Here is a 16958-nt window from a genome sequence, read left to right on the forward strand (position 1 = left end):
GAGATAACTCATAATTGTACAAAACAAGGCACGAATGATTCGCGCCCTGTTTTATTAGTACTATTATTATGCACCATATTAACGGTTTTCTACAAGAAAATCAATTGCTTTGCGAACTTTTAAATCTTCTTTCATCGCGTCAGTAGAACCGATGGCTTGTTTAATATTTTCAACAGGCATGTTGTATGCTTCAGCCATTTTAGTAAGCTCAGCATCAACTTCCTCATCTGATACTTCAAGGTTTTCCGCTTTCGCAATCGCCTCAAGAGTCAGGTTAGATTTTACGCGTTTTTCAGCATCTTCTTTCATTTGCTCTTTTAACGCAGCTTCATCTTGGCCTGAGAATTGAGTGTAAAGCTCAAGGTTCATGCCTTGCATTTGCAGACGCTGTTCGAATTCTTTCAGCATGCGGTCAAGCTCAGTATCGACCATTGCTTGAGGCACATCGATTTCAGCATTTTCAGAAGCTTTCAGAACAAGCTCTTCACGCAATTTAGCGTCAGCTTCGTTTTCTTTTGCTTCTTCTAAACGTTTCTTAGTTTTTTCAGTTAATTCAGCGAGTGTTTCCACTTCTTCATCGATATCTTTTGCGAATTCATCGTCAAGCTCAGGAAGCTCTTTCGCTTTGATTTCGTGAATTTTCACTTTGAACACAGCTGGTTTGCCTGCAAGATCTTCAGCGTGGTACTCCTCAGGGAATGTCACTTCAACATCCTTCTCAGCACCTGCTTCAAGGCCAACTAATTGATCTTCGAAGCCAGGGATGAATGAACCAGAACCTACTTCTAGAGAGTAGTTTTCAGCTTTTCCGCCTTCGAATGCTTCGCCGTCAACGAATCCTTCGAAATCAAGAACAACTGTGTTTCCTTCTTCAACAGCGCCTTCTTCTTTTACAACAAGCTCAGCTTGACGCTCTTGAAGCGCTTTTAGTTCGTTTTGAACATCTTCGTCAGTTACAGTTGTGTCGTCTTTTTCAATGCCTAAGCCTTTGTAGTCGCCAAGCTTCACTTCAGGTTTTACTGTTACTTTCGCAGTGAAGATTAAGCTTTCGCCTTTTTCGATTTTTTCAACATCGATTTCAGGACGGTCTACAGGCTCGATTCCAGCTTCTTCAACCGCTTTAGGGTATTCTACAGGAAGAAGAATATCCAAAGCATCTTGGTAAAGAGCTTCTACGCCAAAGCGCTGTTCGAATAATCCGCGAGGAATTTTACCTTTACGGAATCCAGGAATTGAAACTTGTTTTACTACTTTTTTAAATGCATCATCAAGTGCTGTTTTAAACGTTTCAGCATCAACTTCAACCGTTAAAACGCCTTCGTTACCTTCTTGTTTTTCCCATTTTACAGACATGTGTTTCCCTCCAAAAATCTATTCAGGTTGTGTCGGTCTTCCATTCTAAAGCAATCATACGGCTTCGTCCAACAAAAACAAAGCTGCCAAAGATCAGAATCATTATGTATAGATGTTAATAATGAACTGCAAAGCCTGTCCAACCGTATTTCTTATAACCCGTTATACACAAATACAACCACTATATTATAACATAACACATAGCGCTTTCAACTATATGGCGCGATTTACAAATAAGAAATTTCTTCAATATCTTTTAACATTGTGCAAGCTTCATCGAGTTCTCTGTCGGTAAATTCATACATCATATGAAGTTCTTCGCTTTCAATTTCAATTCCGTGCATCTCGTAACCGACTTTATGCAGGGCAGCCGCCCAAAGGTCAGCCGACAGCAATTTCGGCTGGAACGGATATAAAACGTATAAATGTCTTCTCCACAATTCTTCTACTGCCGCATATAAGGTTGGATTTTCATTTCCAAGTGTCTCATCCAGCACCCTGAGAACACGGTGCAGAATCGGGGCGGCATCAGGCGGAACAATCTCAGATGGTTCAATTGTCAACGACTCGCCAAATTTGCTAATGTGCACAGGTTTACTGTACTCATGCTCAGCCAACAGCATGACAATCATCGTTTTGATAATCGGGTGGGCTGAGGGGTCTTGGAGGATTGTTTTGAGCAATCCTGTATACTTTGCTACGTTACGGTCTTTTAAGGAATGAATGAGATTCATTTGCTCCTCGGGGCTTGCCAGCACTTTCTCGGTGTCAATTGTATCCTCATATTCTTCGGCCCAAGCCTCGTCCTCACGATCCGGATCGGTCATTTTCCGGCTGAAATCCAGCAGCTTATAAAATTGCTCGGCGCTTTCTGCCGGCAGCTGATTTTCTTCCAAAACGGCTTCAATGGTGCTTTTGACTTCCTCGTATTTTTTGAGCTGAATTAAGATGGTCATGTACACCTGCAAAACCGTAAAATAATGGCCATAACCTTCTTTGAGCATCTTCTCGCACACGCTTTTTGCCTCTTCCAGCTCGCCCAGCTCTAAAAAGCAGATGGCCATCCCTAAGTGAAGATCGGATTCAGTATCATCATATTTCATCGCTTCTGAAAACAGTTCAAGCGCTTCTTGATACTTTTTTTCCTTTAGTGATGACATCCCTTTTTCCACAAGGCGGTCTTTCAGATGAGGAAAAGGAATAATTTTTGCGTTCTTCTTGTCATGCGTCATACCTATATTCCTTTCAGGCATTTATTTTGTTCAAGTGTATCAACACCTGTGAACAAACACAAGAAATGAAAGGTTTCATCAGGCAAAAAAAGCCGCCGGACAAATACCGGCCGCTTTTTCAGGCTTGAAGCCAAGAGCTTCTTTGTGATTCAAATTGCTTAATGTCATCCTCCAGCAGCAGCGTTAAGGAAATTTCATCATATCCGTTAATCAGCATCTCTTTCCAATGCGGATCAACTTCAAATGAAATTTGATTGCCTTCACTGTCATGAATCAGCTGCTTTTCAAGGTCAACAGTCATTTCCAATGACTTGTTTTCATACTGGCCGACAAGCTGTTTCCAATTGTCATATGGCATGCGGATCGGAAGCATGCCGTTTTTAAAGCAGTTCTGATGGAAAATATCAGCAAATGACGGCGCAATGATAATTTTAAACCCATAATCATCAAGTGCCCACGGAGCGTGTTCACGCGATGACCCGCAGCCGAAGTTTTCTCCTGCTATTAAAATGGAAGCTCCTTGATAAACAGGCTGGTTTAATTCAAATTCAGGGTTCGGTTCACCATTCGCATCATATCTCCAGTCAAAGAATGCAAAACGCCCGTAGCCTGTTCTTTCAATCCTCTTCAAAAATTGCTTAGGAATAATCTGGTCTGTATCCACATTGATCCGATTTAATACGGCTGCTTTCCCCGTATGTGATTTCAAAGGTTCCATCTCGCGCACTCCTTACACAACTGTTTTTTCCTGATAAAACTTTCTGACATCAACGAAGTGTCCGTGAATGGCAGCCATCGCAGCCATTGCCGGGCTGACGAGATGTGTTCTTGCACCTTTTCCTTGTCTGCCCTCGAAGTTGCGGTTAGAGGTTGATGCACAGCGCTCTCCCTCAGGAACAACATCATTATTCATACTCAAACACATGCTGCAGCCTGACTCTCTCCATTCAAATCCAGCTTCCAAGAAAATCTGGTCAAGCCCTTCTTTTTCAGCCTGAAGCTTCACGCTTTGGGATCCGGGCACGACGATGGCCCTTACGCTGTCAGCTACCTTCTTCCCTTTGATCATGTCAGCAGCCTGTCGAAGGTCAGTCATGCGGGAATTTGTGCAGGAACCGATAAATACGTGCTCCACTTTAATGTCTTCAATTTTCTGATGAGGAGTCAGTCCCATATATTCATAAGCGCGAATCGCTTCTTTTTTATCATCTTCTGCAGAAAAGCTTTCCGGCGCAGGAACTTCAGAATCGACAGGAAGAACCATTCCCGGGTTAATGCCCCATGTCACCATAGGGGAAATTTTGTTGCCGTCAAGGACGATAGATTTATCGTAAACAGCGCCCGGGTCTGTGCGCAGCGCCTTCCATTCCTCTACGGCCTTGTCAAATTCTTCGCCTTTTGGCGTGTACTTGCGATTTTTGCAATATTCAAACGTCACCTCGTCAGGTGCAATCAAACCTGCTCTTGCTCCTGCTTCAATTGACATGTTACAAACGGTCATTCGTTCATCCATCGTCATATTTCTGAATACTTCCCCAGTGTATTCAATGACGTAGCCTGTGCCGAATTTCACACCGTATTTGCCGATGACAGCAAGGATGACATCCTTTGCCGTTACCCCTTTTTGAAGCGTTCCATCTACGCGCACTTCAAGTGTTTTTGGACGCTGCTGCCAAAGTGTCTGTGTGGAAAGGACATGTTCGACTTCACTCGTCCCGATTCCAAATGCAAGAGCGCCGAAAGCGCCATGTGTTGATGTATGACTGTCACCGCACACAATCGTTTTCCCTGGAAGCGTTAAGCCCAGTTCAGGGCCGACGACATGGACAATCCCTTGATCCACGCTGTGAAGATCGGCAAGGCGCACGCCAAATTCCTCACAGTTTCTTTCAAGCGCCGTTACCTGGCGTTTCGCAACTTCATCCTTTATCTCAAAACGATTGACAGTCGGGATGTTGTGGTCCATTGTCGCAAATGTGTTTTGGGGTCTTCTGACCTTTCTTCCCTTTTGTCTCAAGCCTTCAAATGCCTGAGGAGACGTCACCTCATGAATGAGGTGCAAATCAATATAGAGAAGATCCGGCTTTCCCTCACCATGTTTTACAATATGCTGATCCCAAATCTTTTCGATGATTGTTCGAGGCATCATCTTTTATTTCCTCCCTCTACCTAGAGCTAAGACCGCTTAACGTAAGCTGTCACACATTAGAAATTTTATTTTCACTCATGATTGCTGCCTTAACTTCCTCTGTAATGGCCTGAGTGCTGCTGAACTCTTCACTCCGTGCCAAGTCTCTTGTTCTTTTTCCAGAAGCCAAGACTTTGTTTACCGCATCTTCTACAGCTTTCGCTTCCTCTTCAAGCCCGAAAGATGTTCTCAAAAGCATTGCCGCTGACAATATGGCTGCGAACGGATTTGCCATCCCTTTACCGGCAATATCAGGCGCGGAGCCATGAACAGGTTCAAACAGATGAAGGCCAGAGCTTGATAGGCTGGCTGACGGGAGCATTCCGAGCGAGCCTGTAAGCATGGACGCTTCATCGCTTAAAATATCACCGAACATATTTTCAGTCACCACGACATCAAATTGATTCGGTGCATAAATTAGCTGCATAGCCGCGTTATCCACAAGCATGTGCTCAAGCTTCACATCAGGAAACTCTTGTGCAACGTCCTCAGCCACTTCACGCCACAGCCGGCTTGATTCAAGAACATTCGCTTTATCTACAGAGGTCACTTTGCCTTTTCTGGCTGCCGCCATTTTGAAGCCCTCTCTGATCACTCGTTCAATTTCCGTTCTCTTATAAAACAGTGTATCTACTGCTTCCTGCTCACCTTCAGTGTTTACATAACGTTTGCTCGGCTGGCCGAAATACAAGCCGCCTGTGAGCTCACGAACGATAACGAAATCAACATTATCTATATATTCTTTTTTCAAAGGCGAAGCGTCAGAAAGGCTTTCAAATACCTTCACAGGCCGCAAATTCGCAAACAAATCAAGCTGTTTTCTGATGCTGAGCAGCCCTTTTTCCGGTCTCAGTTCCGAAGGATTTTGATCCCATTTCGGTCCGCCGACAGCGCCAAGCAATATCGCGTCTGCATTTTTACAAGCAACAACGGTTTCCTCCGGGAGGGGGTTATGATGTTCATCAATAGCCGCCCCTCCAATCAGGCCATATTCAAATTCAAATTCATGGTTAAAGCGTTCGGCAACACTTTTCAGTACGTCTGTCGCTGATTCTAATACTTCAGGGCCGATCCCGTCTCCGGGCAATAGAGCAATACGTTTCTTCAAGTTAACCGTTCTCCTTTCTTTTATGATCCGACAGCTGTATGGTTTTTCAATCCGCTCATATTCGACTGGAAAACCAATTGACGATTTACTGCGTTCAAATAGGCTTTCGCTGATGCTTCTAATACGTCTTGCGCTATGCCCCGCCCTGCTGATTCTTTTCCGTTCACCAAAACTCTTACATACACCTGGGCAAATGCATCTTCGCCTTTTCTATTAGACTGAATGCGGTAGTCTAAGAGCTCCACGTCCTTATCGATGCAGCGCTCAAGCGTATTGTAGATTGCTTCCACGCTTCCAGCTCCAGTTGCAGCTTCCTGAATAAGCTGTGCGTTTTCTTGATTTTTCAAAGAAAGAGTAGCCGTAGGGACCTGACTTGTTCCGTAATGTACTTGCAGAGAAAGAAATTCATAACCAATCTTGCGATCTGTTACTTTTTCTTCTAAAATAAGAGAAACAAGATCCTCATCAGTGATTTCTTTTTTCTTCTCAGTCAACTCTTTGAACAACGTAAAGAATTTATTAATCTCTTCACTGTCAAATTGGAATCCTAAAGCAGTCAGCCGTTCTTTAAATGCGTGACGTCCGGAATGTTTACCTAGGACAAGCGCATCTGCGGTTACGCCGACAAGCTCCGGTGAAATAATTTCATAAGTCGATTTTTCCTTTAAAAAGCCGTCCTGATGGATGCCTGATTCATGAGCAAATGCATTATCTCCAACAACCGCTTTGTTGCGCGGGACAGCCATGCCTGTCAGTTTGCTTACTAAATCACTTGTTCTCTTAATCTCGTTCAGCGTAATACCTGTTTCGACTTGGTAGAAATCTTTTCTGGTATGGAGGGCTACGGCAATTTCCTCTAATGCCGCGTTTCCGGCTCTTTCACCGATCCCGTTCACAGCGCATTCGATTTGATCAGCGCCATTTTCAATCGCAGCAAGAGAGTTTGCGACTGCCATTCCCAAATCATCATGACAGTGGGCTGAAAGCTTTGCTTTGTGAATGTTCGGAACGTTTTCTTTCATGTATTTAAAGATATTTCCGTATTCCGCCGGGGCCAGGTAGCCGACAGTGTCCGGAAGATTGATAACACTGGCGCCTGCGTCAATCACTTTCTCGACGATTTCTGCTAGAAACGGCAGTTCAGTGCGGCAGGCATCTTCAGCTGACCATTGCACAATCGGAAAACGTTCTTTTGCGTATTTCACCATTTCAACCGCTCTTTCAATGACTTGCTCACGTGTCATTTTCAGCTTGTGCTTCAAATGAATGTCCGATGTGGCGATAAAAACATGTATTCTCGGATGAGCACCTTCTTTTAACGCTTCCCAAGCAGCATCAATATCACCTTTTACACAACGGGCCAGACCAGTTACTGAACAATTTTTAATGGTTCTTGCGATTTCCTGAACAGCTAAAAAGTCACCTCGGGACGAAGCGGGAAATCCCGCTTCAATGATATCTGCCCCGAGTCTTTCGAGCTGCTTAGCTATGGCAAGTTTCTCCTGTGTATTCAAGTTCACTCCAGGGGACTGTTCACCATCACGAAGCGTCGTATCGAAAAAATTAATTTTGCGCAACGGAGACCACCGCTTCCTTCTTCTTGCCTTGTTTCACAAACGGCATCATTTCACGAAGCTTTCTTCCCACTACTTCGATTTGATGTTCGTTCTCGCTTGCATTGATAGCGTTGAAACGAGGACGGTTTACTTGGTTTTCGACGATCCACTCTTTTGCGAATGTACCGTTTTGGATATCTTTTAATACTTCTTTCATAGATTCTTTTACTTTAGCGTCCACAACGCGAGGACCTGATACGAAATCTCCCCACTGTGCTGTGTCAGAGATTGAATATCTCATTCCTGCAAGTCCTTCTTCGTACATAAGGTCTACGATTAATTTCAGCTCATGAAGACACTCGAAGTATGCAAGTTCAGGCTGATAACCTGCTTCAGTTAATGTTTCAAATCCGGCTTTGACAAGCGCGCTTAATCCGCCGCAAAGAACTGCTTGCTCACCGAACAAATCTGTTTCTGTTTCTTCTTTAAATGTCGTTTCTAATACGCCCGCTCTTGCGCCGCCGATTCCTTTAGCATAAGCGAGGGCTTTGTCTCTTGCTTCTCCAGTCACATCTTGATAGATTGCGAACAATGCCGGTACGCCAGCTCCTTGCTCATATGTTCTTCTTACCAAGTGTCCCGGGCCTTTAGGGGCCACTAAGAATACATCTACATCCGCCGGAGGAACAATTTGATGGAAATGCACGTTAAATCCATGAGCGAATACTAATGATTTTCCTGCTGTCAATTCATCTTTGATTTCAGCTTCGTATACTTTTTGCTGCTGCTCATCCGGAAGCAGAACCATGATGATTTCAGCTTGGGCTGCCGCTTCTTTTACTGAAAATACTTTATGTCCGTCTTCTTGGGCTTGAGTGAAAGATTTTCCTTGTCTAACACCGACGATCACGTCTACTCCGCTTTCTTTAAGGTTCAGGGCATGTGCGTGGCCTTGCGAACCGTACCCGATAACCGCTACTGTTTTTCCAGCCAATACGTTCTCTTTGATATCACCGTTATAATATACTTTTACCATTTTAATCTCTCCCTTGTTATGTTTTATACAATAGATATTGTTTTATTGGATGACGCCTTTTGCTGGGTTCCCCTCGCAAAAGCCGTTGTACCTGTTCTCGCGATTTCTTTAATGCCATAAGGTTTTAATAATTCAATAAGCGCTTCAATTTTGTTAGATTCACCTGTCACCTGAACAACGATGCTGTCTCTGCTGACATCAACGACAGAGGCTCTAAACGGTTCTATGATTCCATTAATCTCTGTTCTCGTTGAAGGTGCGGAGACAACCTTGATTAAGGCCAGCTCCCTCTGGACAATCGATTGATTTGTGATGTCCGTGACTTTCAGCACATCAATCTGTTTGTTGAGCTGTTTCGTTAACTGTTCAACATCATTTTCTCCTTCAACGTGAACGACGAAGGTGATTCTGGAAACGCCGGCTGTTTCTGTGTGTCCAACTGTAATGCTTTCAATGTTGTAATGCCTTTTTGTGAATAGACCGGTGATCCGGTTTAACACCCCGGAGCGGTTCACCACAGTCAATGTGATAATTCTTTTCAAGGTTTCACCCCCACCATTTCATGCAGCCCTTTCCCCGGAGCCACCATCGGGAATACTTTTTCTTCGCTGGCAACCCGCACGTCAATGACAACAGGTTCTCTTGATGTCAATGCCTCTTCCAGCTTTTCCTTTGCTTCCGCTTCTGATGAAATTCTGATGCCTTTAATGCCGTATGCTTCGGACAATTTGACGAAGTCAGGCTGAGAAGCGAATTTAGATTCTGAATAACGTTCTTCATAGAAAATTTCCTGCCACTGTCTGACCATTCCGAGACAAGCGTTATTTAAAATCACTACCTTGACCGGAAGATTTAATTCGCGAATAACATCGAGTTCTTGGAGCGTCATTTGGAATCCGCCGTCTCCGACAACCGCGACAACAGTAGCATCTTTTTCGGCCAGCTGTGCGCCGATCGCCGCCGGAAGACCGAATCCCATCGTTCCAAGTCCGCCTGACGTGACCCATTTATCTGCTTTTTGGAACGGATAAAATTGCGCTGACCACATTTGATGCTGGCCTACATCCGTTGCGACAATGGCCTCTCCTTTTGTAAATTGATGAATATATTCAATCAATTTCTGAGGTTTAAAACCTTCTTCTTCATTATCTACATACCAGAGCGGATACTCTTCTTTCCATTCGGCGAGCTGTTTTTTCCATTCGCTTGAATCGCTTTGTTTGCCGTCTTGTTTGATCAGCTCCTGCAGGACAATTTTGCTGTCTCCGACTACAGGAATCTGTGTTTTCATGATTTTTCCGATTTCAGCTGGATCAATATCGATGTGAGCAATCTTTGCGTTTCTGGCAAAGTGTTTCAGGTTTCCTGTGACACGGTCATCAAAACGGGCGCCGATACTGATTAATAGATCACATTCATGAAGGGCCATATTGGCTGTATAAGTACCGTGCATTCCCGCCATCCCCAGGAAAAGCGGATGGTCAGCCGGGAAGCCTCCGAGCCCCAAAAGGGTGTGTGCCACAGGGATTTGCTGCTGTTCAGCATAATTTTTTAATTCTTCTGACGCTTTTCCGTGCAGTACGCCCGCACCCGCCAGGATCACCGGTTTTTTCGCACTGCTCACGGCTTCCACAAGCTTGCGGATCTGCAAATAATTCGGCTCTGTTGTCGGCTGGTATCCCGGGAGATTCATCTCATGATCGTAGCTGAATTCTCCTTCAATTGTTGCCACATCTTTCGGAATATCAATCAATACAGGTCCGGGTCTTCCAGTTGTTGCAATATGAAACGCTTCTTTAATGATGCGCGGCAGATCTTCCGGCTGGCGAACCTGGTAGCTGTGTTTTGTCACTGGCATCGTAATCCCTAAAATGTCCGCTTCCTGAAATGCATCGCTCCCGATTACAGAGGTTGCTACCTGCCCTGTAAAGACGACTAACGGCAATGAATCAATCATGGCATCAGCAAGGCCTGTAACAAGGTTTGTCGCTCCCGGTCCTGACGTGGCAATGACGACACCCGGTTTTCCGGAGACTCTTGCGTATCCCTCCGCTGCATGAATTGCGCCTTGTTCGTGACGAGGAAGGATATGTACCAACCCTGAATTGTATAGCTTATCGTAAATCGGAAGCACAGCCCCGCCCGGATAACCGAAGATCATTTCTACTTTCTCTTTTTTTAATGATTCAATCAGCATTAATGCTCCGCTCATCGTCTGTGTACATTCGGCAGATGCTGAATCCACCTGTACATTAGTCCCCATTTTAGTTCCTCCTTTTGGATTTTCATCCTTTAAAGATCATCTTTTCATTATCTAGATAGCTGATTATTCAATAAAAAAAGCCCTTCCGCCCACAATCAGCCGCGCAGTAACTGCGATAGCTAAAAGGGGCGAAAAGGCTTTTCTTTCCGCGGTACCACCCTTGTTTACGGCCTGTTAATCGGCCGTCTCATGGATATTTCTATCCGCTTTAGTAACGAGTGAATCAAGTTCACCCGGCCAAGTCCTACTGTCATTTCAGACTGGCACTCTGAGGCGAGTTCACCTTGTAAAGCTTCGCCGGTTCTCAGCTAACCCGGTTCTCTGTGGAAAACTTTATCAAGGCTACTTATCCTCATCTGCGCTTTTCATATTCAGCCTTCGGAACGGCTTTCCAGCTGTTCAAGAAGGTCGTTTGTTTTTCATTTTTTTAGAATCATACTGCGATGATTTTCGCTTGTGAAGCTTGCGTTTATCTTTTGTTGAACTCATATTACGCCGCTTTGGACGCAGTGTCAACAGCATTTTTTAAAATTATTAGACAATTTCGATTAATCAAACTATATTGTATACGCTTTCATTATTGGTACAAAAGGAATTGCAAATGTTAAAAGTTTTTATAATTTTTTTATTAATCTATCAAGAATAAACCAGAATTATTTAATTTTATATAAACATGTAAGATTTTATAACACGATATGGTTCGTATATGGATTGAGTCTGACAGATCATCTTGCAATCCATTTCAATTTCGGATAGGCACTTCTCTTGTTCCCTCGGCATACATTAATGATATCTTGCAAAGAAAAGGTGATACGATGAATAAATCATTTGCAGACATGCAAGGATTTCCTGCGGGCTTTCCAAGCTTCCCCAACTTTCCGCAGCAGTACTATCCTGCTGTCCCTCCCTTTTACCAGCAAAGCCAGCAGCCATTTGGAGGCTACGGATACGGACAGCCGTTCAGTCAGGCATACAGCCCGTTAACCACTCCCTCTGGAATGTACTCCTCATTCCCATACGCTTCAGGATTTTACGGACAGCAATTTTCAGGTGCAGGCTTTAGCGGCCATGGCGGCAGCTTAAGTGCTCCAGCGATACATGCCGGCGGATTCAGCGGGGCGCCAGGCGTACACGGAGGCTTTAGATATTAAAGAATACCACAAGGGCCGAACATCTATTGCGGTCCTTTTATTGTTTTAAAACGACTTCACAAATACAGTCACATTTTCTGTCTTTATATTTGGAAACAGGATGGAATATGATTTAGATGAATTGAACGATATTCTGCACAATCCGTAAGTTTTCGAGGAGGAATAAAATTGCATATAAAAATAGACGATTTAACTGGACGTCAGGTGGTTTCACTGGTGAATGAGCATTTACATAGCATGACGCTTATGTCCCCGCCAGAAAGCATTCATGCCTTAGGTTTAGAAAAACTAAGAGGGCCTGAAATAACATTTTGGAGCGCATGGGAAGGTGATGAACTAGCTGGCTGCGGAGCGCTAAAAGAACTGGACACCCGGCATGGAGAAATCAAATCAATGCGAACATCTGCATCACATTTAAGAAAAGGCGTTGCCAAACAAGTTCTCCAGCACATCATTGAAGAAGCCGAGAAGCGAGGCTATGAGCGGTTAAGCTTAGAAACGGGTTCAATGGCTTCATTTGAGCCGGCAAGAAAATTGTATGAAAGCTTCGGTTTCCAGTATTGTGAACCGTTTGCAGACTACAGTGAAGATCCGAACAGTGTGTTTATGACAAAGGAGCTGCAACTATGAAGATAGATAAGACAGAGGAAAGTCTGTCTTATCTATCTTTTTTGATATTCACAAACATTTCACCCTTTTGATACCCGCCAATGTTTTCAATTTTGTTTAATTCAAAGAACAGCGGGAATTACAAACGACATGAACGATATCATGCAAATTCATAAAGGAGGAGATTGATATGAAAAGCATAGTTGGTGTATATGAAACTCCGCAGGAAACCATCGCAGCGATTGAAGGCTTACTCACAAAAGGCTATGATTCTGATGACATTTCTGTTGTGACAAGCCGGCGAGATACAGATTATTTGGAGTCACGTACAGGAACAGAAGTCAATCAAGCCATCGATGCACATCAGGACGAATCTGAATCTTTTTTCGATAAACTGAAAGATTATTTCACAATGGATGATACTTCTACACACAGCAAAGCATTATCCGACTTGGATATTAAAACTGATGAAATAGACAAGTATCAAGAAGATTTGGATGACGGAAAACTTCTGGTAGCCGTCGATACAGATGCAGATGTAATTGCTCCTATTGATAACGGCAATGCCCTTTCAGGCGGCTTTTCAAGCACAAATGAATTGGATTATACAACGAAAGAAGAAAAAACGATGCCGCTCCGGGAAGAACAGCTGAAGGTCGATAAGGAAGACGTTCAAACCGGCGAAGTAGAAATAGGAAAAGAAGTGAAAACAGAAAAAAGAGATATGGACATTCCGGTGAGACATGATGAAATTTATGTCGAACGCCGTCCAGTGGATGAAAATAAAACGGACGCTGCTCCCGTCAACGATTCGGAAGAGATCAGAGTTCCAATCGTTGAGGAAAAGCTGGAAGTGACTAAAAAACCGGTTGTCACTGATGAAGTGGTTGTCGGCAAACGCACTGTTGAAGAAAATGAACATATTTCTGAAACTGTGAAAAAAGAAGAACCTCGTCTGAATAAAGAAGGAAAAGTTGACGGCTTGGATGATGATCCGTTAAATAACAAATGAAAATCATAGACCGACAACAAAAAACCTCAAATCCTAAATGGATTTGAGGTTTTTCTTTTGGTACGTCCCAGGAGAGATTCGAACTCCCGACCGACGGCTTAGAAGGCCGTTGCTCTATCCAGCTGAGCTACTGGGACACGTTTTGTTTTTTTGTTTTTCGCTTTAACTATCAGCGACAAGATTTATTATATATGGGATGCAATAATAAGTCAACGGTTTTTTAGAATTTTTTTCATGAGGAAGAAAATTTTCTTCCTCATGACATTTTCATAGTGTGACTCGATTTTGCAGATCCTCAATTTCATTGCCTGCTTGGTCGTAAAAACGGACTGTCGCAGCATCATTTTCTAATGTCAGTATAGCATAGCTTTCTGTCCTGCGCACCCTCGGAAGCCGGATGCTGCCTGGGTTAATCATCAGTTTTCCGCGCAGCACTTCGCTTCCCGCGATGTGCGAATGCCCGAAGCAGATAACATCCGCCCCGAGCTCCTCTGCACGATAGTATACGTTTAACAAGGTCTGTTTTATACCGTGAAGGTGGCCGTGTGTGACTAGTATTTTTCTTGAGCCGGCAGTCAGAAGAAGCTCGTCCTTAAAATCGCCGGCAAAATCGCAATTGCCTTTTACAACCGCATAAGGCTCCAATGCAGGATGCCTCGTCTCAAGCTCAGAGTCCCCGCAATGAATCATGAGATCAACTTCTGCCTCATGCCGTTTCGCAATGGTTTGGAGTTCTTCTTCAAGCCCATGGCTGTCACTGATAATCAGCACGTTCATGTACAAGCTTCCTCCTTATGCCTCCAAAAGCTTAGACAGCTTTTTAAGCGCGTCAGCCCTATGGCTGATTTTATTTTTTTCATCACTTGTCAGTTCAGCCATCGTCTTATCTTTATCTTTCACGATAAAAATTGGGTCATAGCCAAAGCCATATTCTCCTCTCGGTTCTTCAGCAATATACCCTTCAACATGGCCTTCGACTGTTTTTGTTTCCTCTCCGGGAATACTCACGGCCAGTGCGCAGCGGAAACGGGCGGTGCGCTGTTCTTTTTCGATACCTTTCAGCTCGCTGAGCACTTTTTCGATATTTGCCTGGTCGTCTTTCTGTTCCCCTGCATAGCGGGCTGAATAAACCCCGGGTCTGCCGCCAAGATTATCGATGGATAGTCCGGAGTCATCCGCAATCACCATTTTGTTCACTGCTTTGGCAACAGCTTCCGCTTTCAGAATGGCATTTTCTTCAAATGTATGGCCTGTTTCTTCAATTTCCTCTGTGAATCCAATTTCAGCTAAAGATTTGACATCATAGCCTCTTGGCTCAAGAATTTCTTTGAATTCCTTCACTTTTCCCGGATTATGTGTTGCAATAATTGCTTCTTTCATGATGATCAAGCCTTTCTGTCTTTATTTCAGTTCTGGCAGAGAATCACCCAGCACTTCTTTTTGCTTGTCAATCAGCTCTTGGATTCCTTTTTCCGCAAGACCCAGAAGACCGTTCAGATCCTCTCTAGAAAAAGTTGCCTCTTCCCCGGTTCCCTGCAATTCCACAAAACGGCCGCTGCCTGTCATGATGACATTCATGTCAACTTCAGCAGAGGAATCTTCTTCATAATTTAAATCTAACAAAATTCCCTGTTCCTTATCAATTCCAACAGAGATTGCAGCAAGAAAATCAGTGATCGGATTTGTCTTGATTGTTCCTGCTTTGATCAGCTTGCCAATCGCAATCGCCATAGCAAGAAATGCGCCTGTAATGGAAGCTGTTCTAGTTCCTCCATCAGCTTGAATGACATCACAGTCAATCCAAATCGTCCGTTCACCGAGCTTTTCCAGATCTACAACAGCTCGAAGCGCGCGGCCGATCAGGCGTTGGATCTCCATTGTTCTGCCGGAAATTTTCCCCTTAGAAGATTCTCTGATTGTTCTTTGGTTTGTTGCCCGCGGCAGCATGCTGTACTCTGCTGTAATCCAGCCTTTCCCTCCGCCCCGCAAAAACGGCGGTACGCGGTCCTCAACAGACGCGTTGCAGATTACCTTTGTATTTCCCGCTGTTATTAGAACAGAACCTTCCGGATGGCTGATAAAATCCAAATCGAATGTGATTGGACGCAGCTCATCGTGTTGTCTTCCGTCATGTCTCATGTTTTACCTCCGATTGTATGTACATAAACCATTTTTGTCCCGGAATTGAATAAAGAAAGAGGCAGCCGGAACGCTAACCTCTTTCTTTCTAGTATATCAAAAATCCCAATTTAAAAACTACCCGTATTCACTTGAGAAGGTCTGGAGACCGGTTCTGTGAGCTTTTCGCCTTTTTCATTTACAAGCTCTGATTTTCCGTTCACTTTAACAGAGACGCTTTTTACATCCGGCTGCTCCGTTAACGTCAGCACAATGCTGTTCAGCACTTCTGAAGAAATCATTTTCGTCTTCTCATCGGCGCTGCCGAATATAGATTGATTGAAATCCAACGTCACGCGCCCGTCTTTGATTTTCGGTTTGCTGACAAGCTTTACATCTTCACTGAAGTCTGTTAACAGCCCGCTCACCTTGCTTGGCCCTTTAGCCAATTCATTAATGGCTGCCGTGATGTCGTCTTTTTCCGAATTGTCGATTCGTTTCGTCACCGGCACGTAGTATTCACTGTCTTCGTTTTCCGCCAAGTAGTAGACTGTCAGCGGATGGGTAGCAGTGAGATCATTTACACCGGCTGTCTCCAAATTAATGCCGTCTTTGCGGCTTAAATCATCTGAGATCGGCGTCCCTCCTACAGGCATCTCCTTCAGTTCATGCCCGTTTATTCTCAGCTTCACTTTATCTATCGAACTAAATTGCGTCAGCGTCCACGTCACAGATTGAACGATTTTCTGTTCGTCTTCTTTCTTATAATTTTTGAACTCATTAGAGAAATCAGCTATCGCGGTTCCATCTTTTTTGATGTCAACGTTAACGGTGGTGTCAGCCGGCAATACAGCTCTGAAGCCATTCGGAAGAATTTCAGACACAGGCCCGCCCTGTACGAGGTATTCAAGCGCCTGCTTAGCCGTGCTCTCACTTTTAGGGAGAGGCAGCGTTTGCGCAACAACATACCCGTTTTTATCAATGAGATAAAGCTCCCTCATGACAGTAGATGAGGCTTGATCCGCTTTTGCTGTATCGCTTTTTTCACTTTCTGTTTTTTTGGCTGCTGTTGTATTTGAATTGGCACCCGCTTCATCGTTCACGAATGTAACGTCTTGAGGCGGATCAATTTCCTCGGCTGCCTTATCAGATTGAAACAAACCGCATCCGGATAAAAGCAAGGCAGAGGTGAGACAAGTGGCACCAATGACTGCAGGTCCTTTTTTCAGCATACTTTTCCCTCCTAAGGATGTTTGTACTATTATGTATACGAGCCTCTTTAGGAAATAGACCGAAGAATTCCGGCAAAACAGAAAAAAACCCGCAACATAC

Annotated in this window: 16 protein-coding genes, 1 tRNA gene and 1 other annotated feature; of the genes, 3 read left to right on the top strand and 14 right to left on the bottom strand. The window is 44.1% G+C overall.

Annotation, left to right across the window (positions count from 1 at the left end; genetic code table 11):
- Positions 1 to 78: 78 nt before the first annotated feature.
- The 9 genes from tig to ilvB all read right to left on the bottom strand — a co-directional run bounded on the left by tig (position 79) and on the right by ilvB (position 10736).
- The gene (gene tig, locus MKY50_RS14355; RefSeq protein WP_014480469.1) at positions 79 to 1353 is read right to left on the bottom strand and encodes a trigger factor; all 1275 of its coding nucleotides are present in this window, start codon (positions 1351 to 1353) and stop codon (positions 79 to 81) included.
- A gap of 227 nt (positions 1354 to 1580) precedes the next feature.
- Complete coding sequence (ddcA, locus tag MKY50_RS14360) at positions 1581 to 2585, bottom strand: DNA damage checkpoint antagonist DdcA (protein WP_015483530.1); 1005 nt, start codon at positions 2583 to 2585, stop codon at positions 1581 to 1583.
- Positions 2586 to 2703: 118 nt separating this feature from the next.
- The gene (gene leuD / locus MKY50_RS14365; RefSeq protein WP_029318194.1) at positions 2704 to 3303 is read right to left on the bottom strand and encodes a 3-isopropylmalate dehydratase small subunit; all 600 of its coding nucleotides are present in this window, start codon (positions 3301 to 3303) and stop codon (positions 2704 to 2706) included.
- Between the two features lie 12 nt (positions 3304 to 3315).
- The gene (leuC, locus tag MKY50_RS14370) at positions 3316 to 4734 is read right to left on the bottom strand and encodes a 3-isopropylmalate dehydratase large subunit (RefSeq protein WP_003229604.1); all 1419 of its coding nucleotides are present in this window, start codon (positions 4732 to 4734) and stop codon (positions 3316 to 3318) included.
- 49 nt (positions 4735 to 4783) lie between these two features.
- The gene (leuB, locus tag MKY50_RS14375) at positions 4784 to 5881 is read right to left on the bottom strand and encodes a 3-isopropylmalate dehydrogenase (protein ID WP_341116863.1); all 1098 of its coding nucleotides are present in this window, start codon (positions 5879 to 5881) and stop codon (positions 4784 to 4786) included.
- 20 nt (positions 5882 to 5901) lie between these two features.
- Positions 5902 to 7458, bottom strand: a complete 1557-nt coding sequence (locus tag MKY50_RS14380; protein ID WP_212058958.1) for a 2-isopropylmalate synthase — start codon at positions 7456 to 7458, stop codon at positions 5902 to 5904.
- Positions 7445 to 8473 (bottom strand): ketol-acid reductoisomerase, encoded by a 1029-nt coding sequence (gene ilvC, locus MKY50_RS14385; protein ID WP_003222549.1) that lies wholly within the window; start codon positions 8471 to 8473, stop codon positions 7445 to 7447. The genes MKY50_RS14380 and ilvC overlap by 14 nt, the downstream gene beginning before the upstream one ends.
- 23 nt (positions 8474 to 8496) lie before the next feature.
- Positions 8497 to 9015: an acetolactate synthase small subunit gene (gene ilvN / locus MKY50_RS14390; protein ID WP_004399096.1), complete on the bottom strand. Its 519-nt coding sequence runs from the start codon at positions 9013 to 9015 to the stop codon at positions 8497 to 8499.
- The gene (gene ilvB / locus MKY50_RS14395; RefSeq protein ID WP_004398643.1) at positions 9012 to 10736 is read right to left on the bottom strand and encodes an acetolactate synthase large subunit; all 1725 of its coding nucleotides are present in this window, start codon (positions 10734 to 10736) and stop codon (positions 9012 to 9014) included. The genes ilvN and ilvB overlap by 4 nt, the downstream gene beginning before the upstream one ends.
- A gap of 121 nt (positions 10737 to 10857) precedes the next feature.
- Positions 10858 to 11104 (bottom strand) — a binding site (T-box leader).
- A gap of 447 nt (positions 11105 to 11551) precedes the next feature.
- On the opposite strand from ilvB, the gene cotQ reads away from it, so the two are divergent.
- From cotQ to MKY50_RS14410, 3 genes are all read left to right on the top strand, one after another.
- Positions 11552 to 11887, top strand: coding sequence for an inner spore coat protein CotQ (gene cotQ / locus MKY50_RS14400; protein ID WP_004398743.1), 336 nt, complete (start codon positions 11552 to 11554; stop codon positions 11885 to 11887).
- A gap of 168 nt (positions 11888 to 12055) precedes the next feature.
- Entirely contained in the window at positions 12056 to 12517 is a 462-nt protein-coding gene (locus MKY50_RS14405) for a GNAT family N-acetyltransferase (RefSeq protein WP_341116865.1), read from the top strand.
- Positions 12518 to 12686: 169 nt separating this feature from the next.
- Positions 12687 to 13508, top strand: coding sequence for a YsnF/AvaK domain-containing protein (locus MKY50_RS14410; RefSeq protein WP_341116868.1), 822 nt, complete (start codon positions 12687 to 12689; stop codon positions 13506 to 13508).
- Positions 13509 to 13571: 63 nt separating this feature from the next.
- Here the strand turns inward: MKY50_RS14410 and MKY50_RS14415 are convergent.
- The 5 genes from MKY50_RS14415 to gerM all read right to left on the bottom strand — a co-directional run bounded on the left by MKY50_RS14415 (position 13572) and on the right by gerM (position 16858).
- Positions 13572 to 13645, bottom strand: a tRNA-Arg gene (locus tag MKY50_RS14415).
- Between the two features lie 130 nt (positions 13646 to 13775).
- Complete coding sequence (locus tag MKY50_RS14420; protein ID WP_003229585.1) at positions 13776 to 14285, bottom strand: metallophosphoesterase; 510 nt, start codon at positions 14283 to 14285, stop codon at positions 13776 to 13778.
- 15 nt (positions 14286 to 14300) lie between these two features.
- Positions 14301 to 14897, bottom strand: coding sequence for an XTP/dITP diphosphatase (locus MKY50_RS14425; RefSeq protein ID WP_015251523.1), 597 nt, complete (start codon positions 14895 to 14897; stop codon positions 14301 to 14303).
- A 12-nt stretch (positions 14898 to 14909) separates the two neighbouring features.
- Positions 14910 to 15647 carry a ribonuclease PH gene (gene rph / locus MKY50_RS14430; protein ID WP_003246039.1) on the bottom strand — a complete coding sequence of 246 codons (738 nt, stop codon included), beginning with the start codon at positions 15645 to 15647 and terminating at the stop codon, positions 14910 to 14912.
- A gap of 110 nt (positions 15648 to 15757) precedes the next feature.
- A complete protein-coding gene (gene gerM, locus MKY50_RS14435; RefSeq protein ID WP_003229578.1) occupies positions 15758 to 16858 on the bottom strand; it encodes a spore germination protein GerM in 1101 nt (366 codons plus the stop codon).
- Between the last annotated feature and the right edge of the window lie 100 nt (positions 16859 to 16958).

It is taken from the genome of Bacillus sp. FSL R7-0685, from assembly GCF_038002425.1.
In the GTDB taxonomy this organism is placed as follows: domain Bacteria; phylum Bacillota; class Bacilli; order Bacillales; family Bacillaceae; genus Bacillus; species Bacillus subtilis.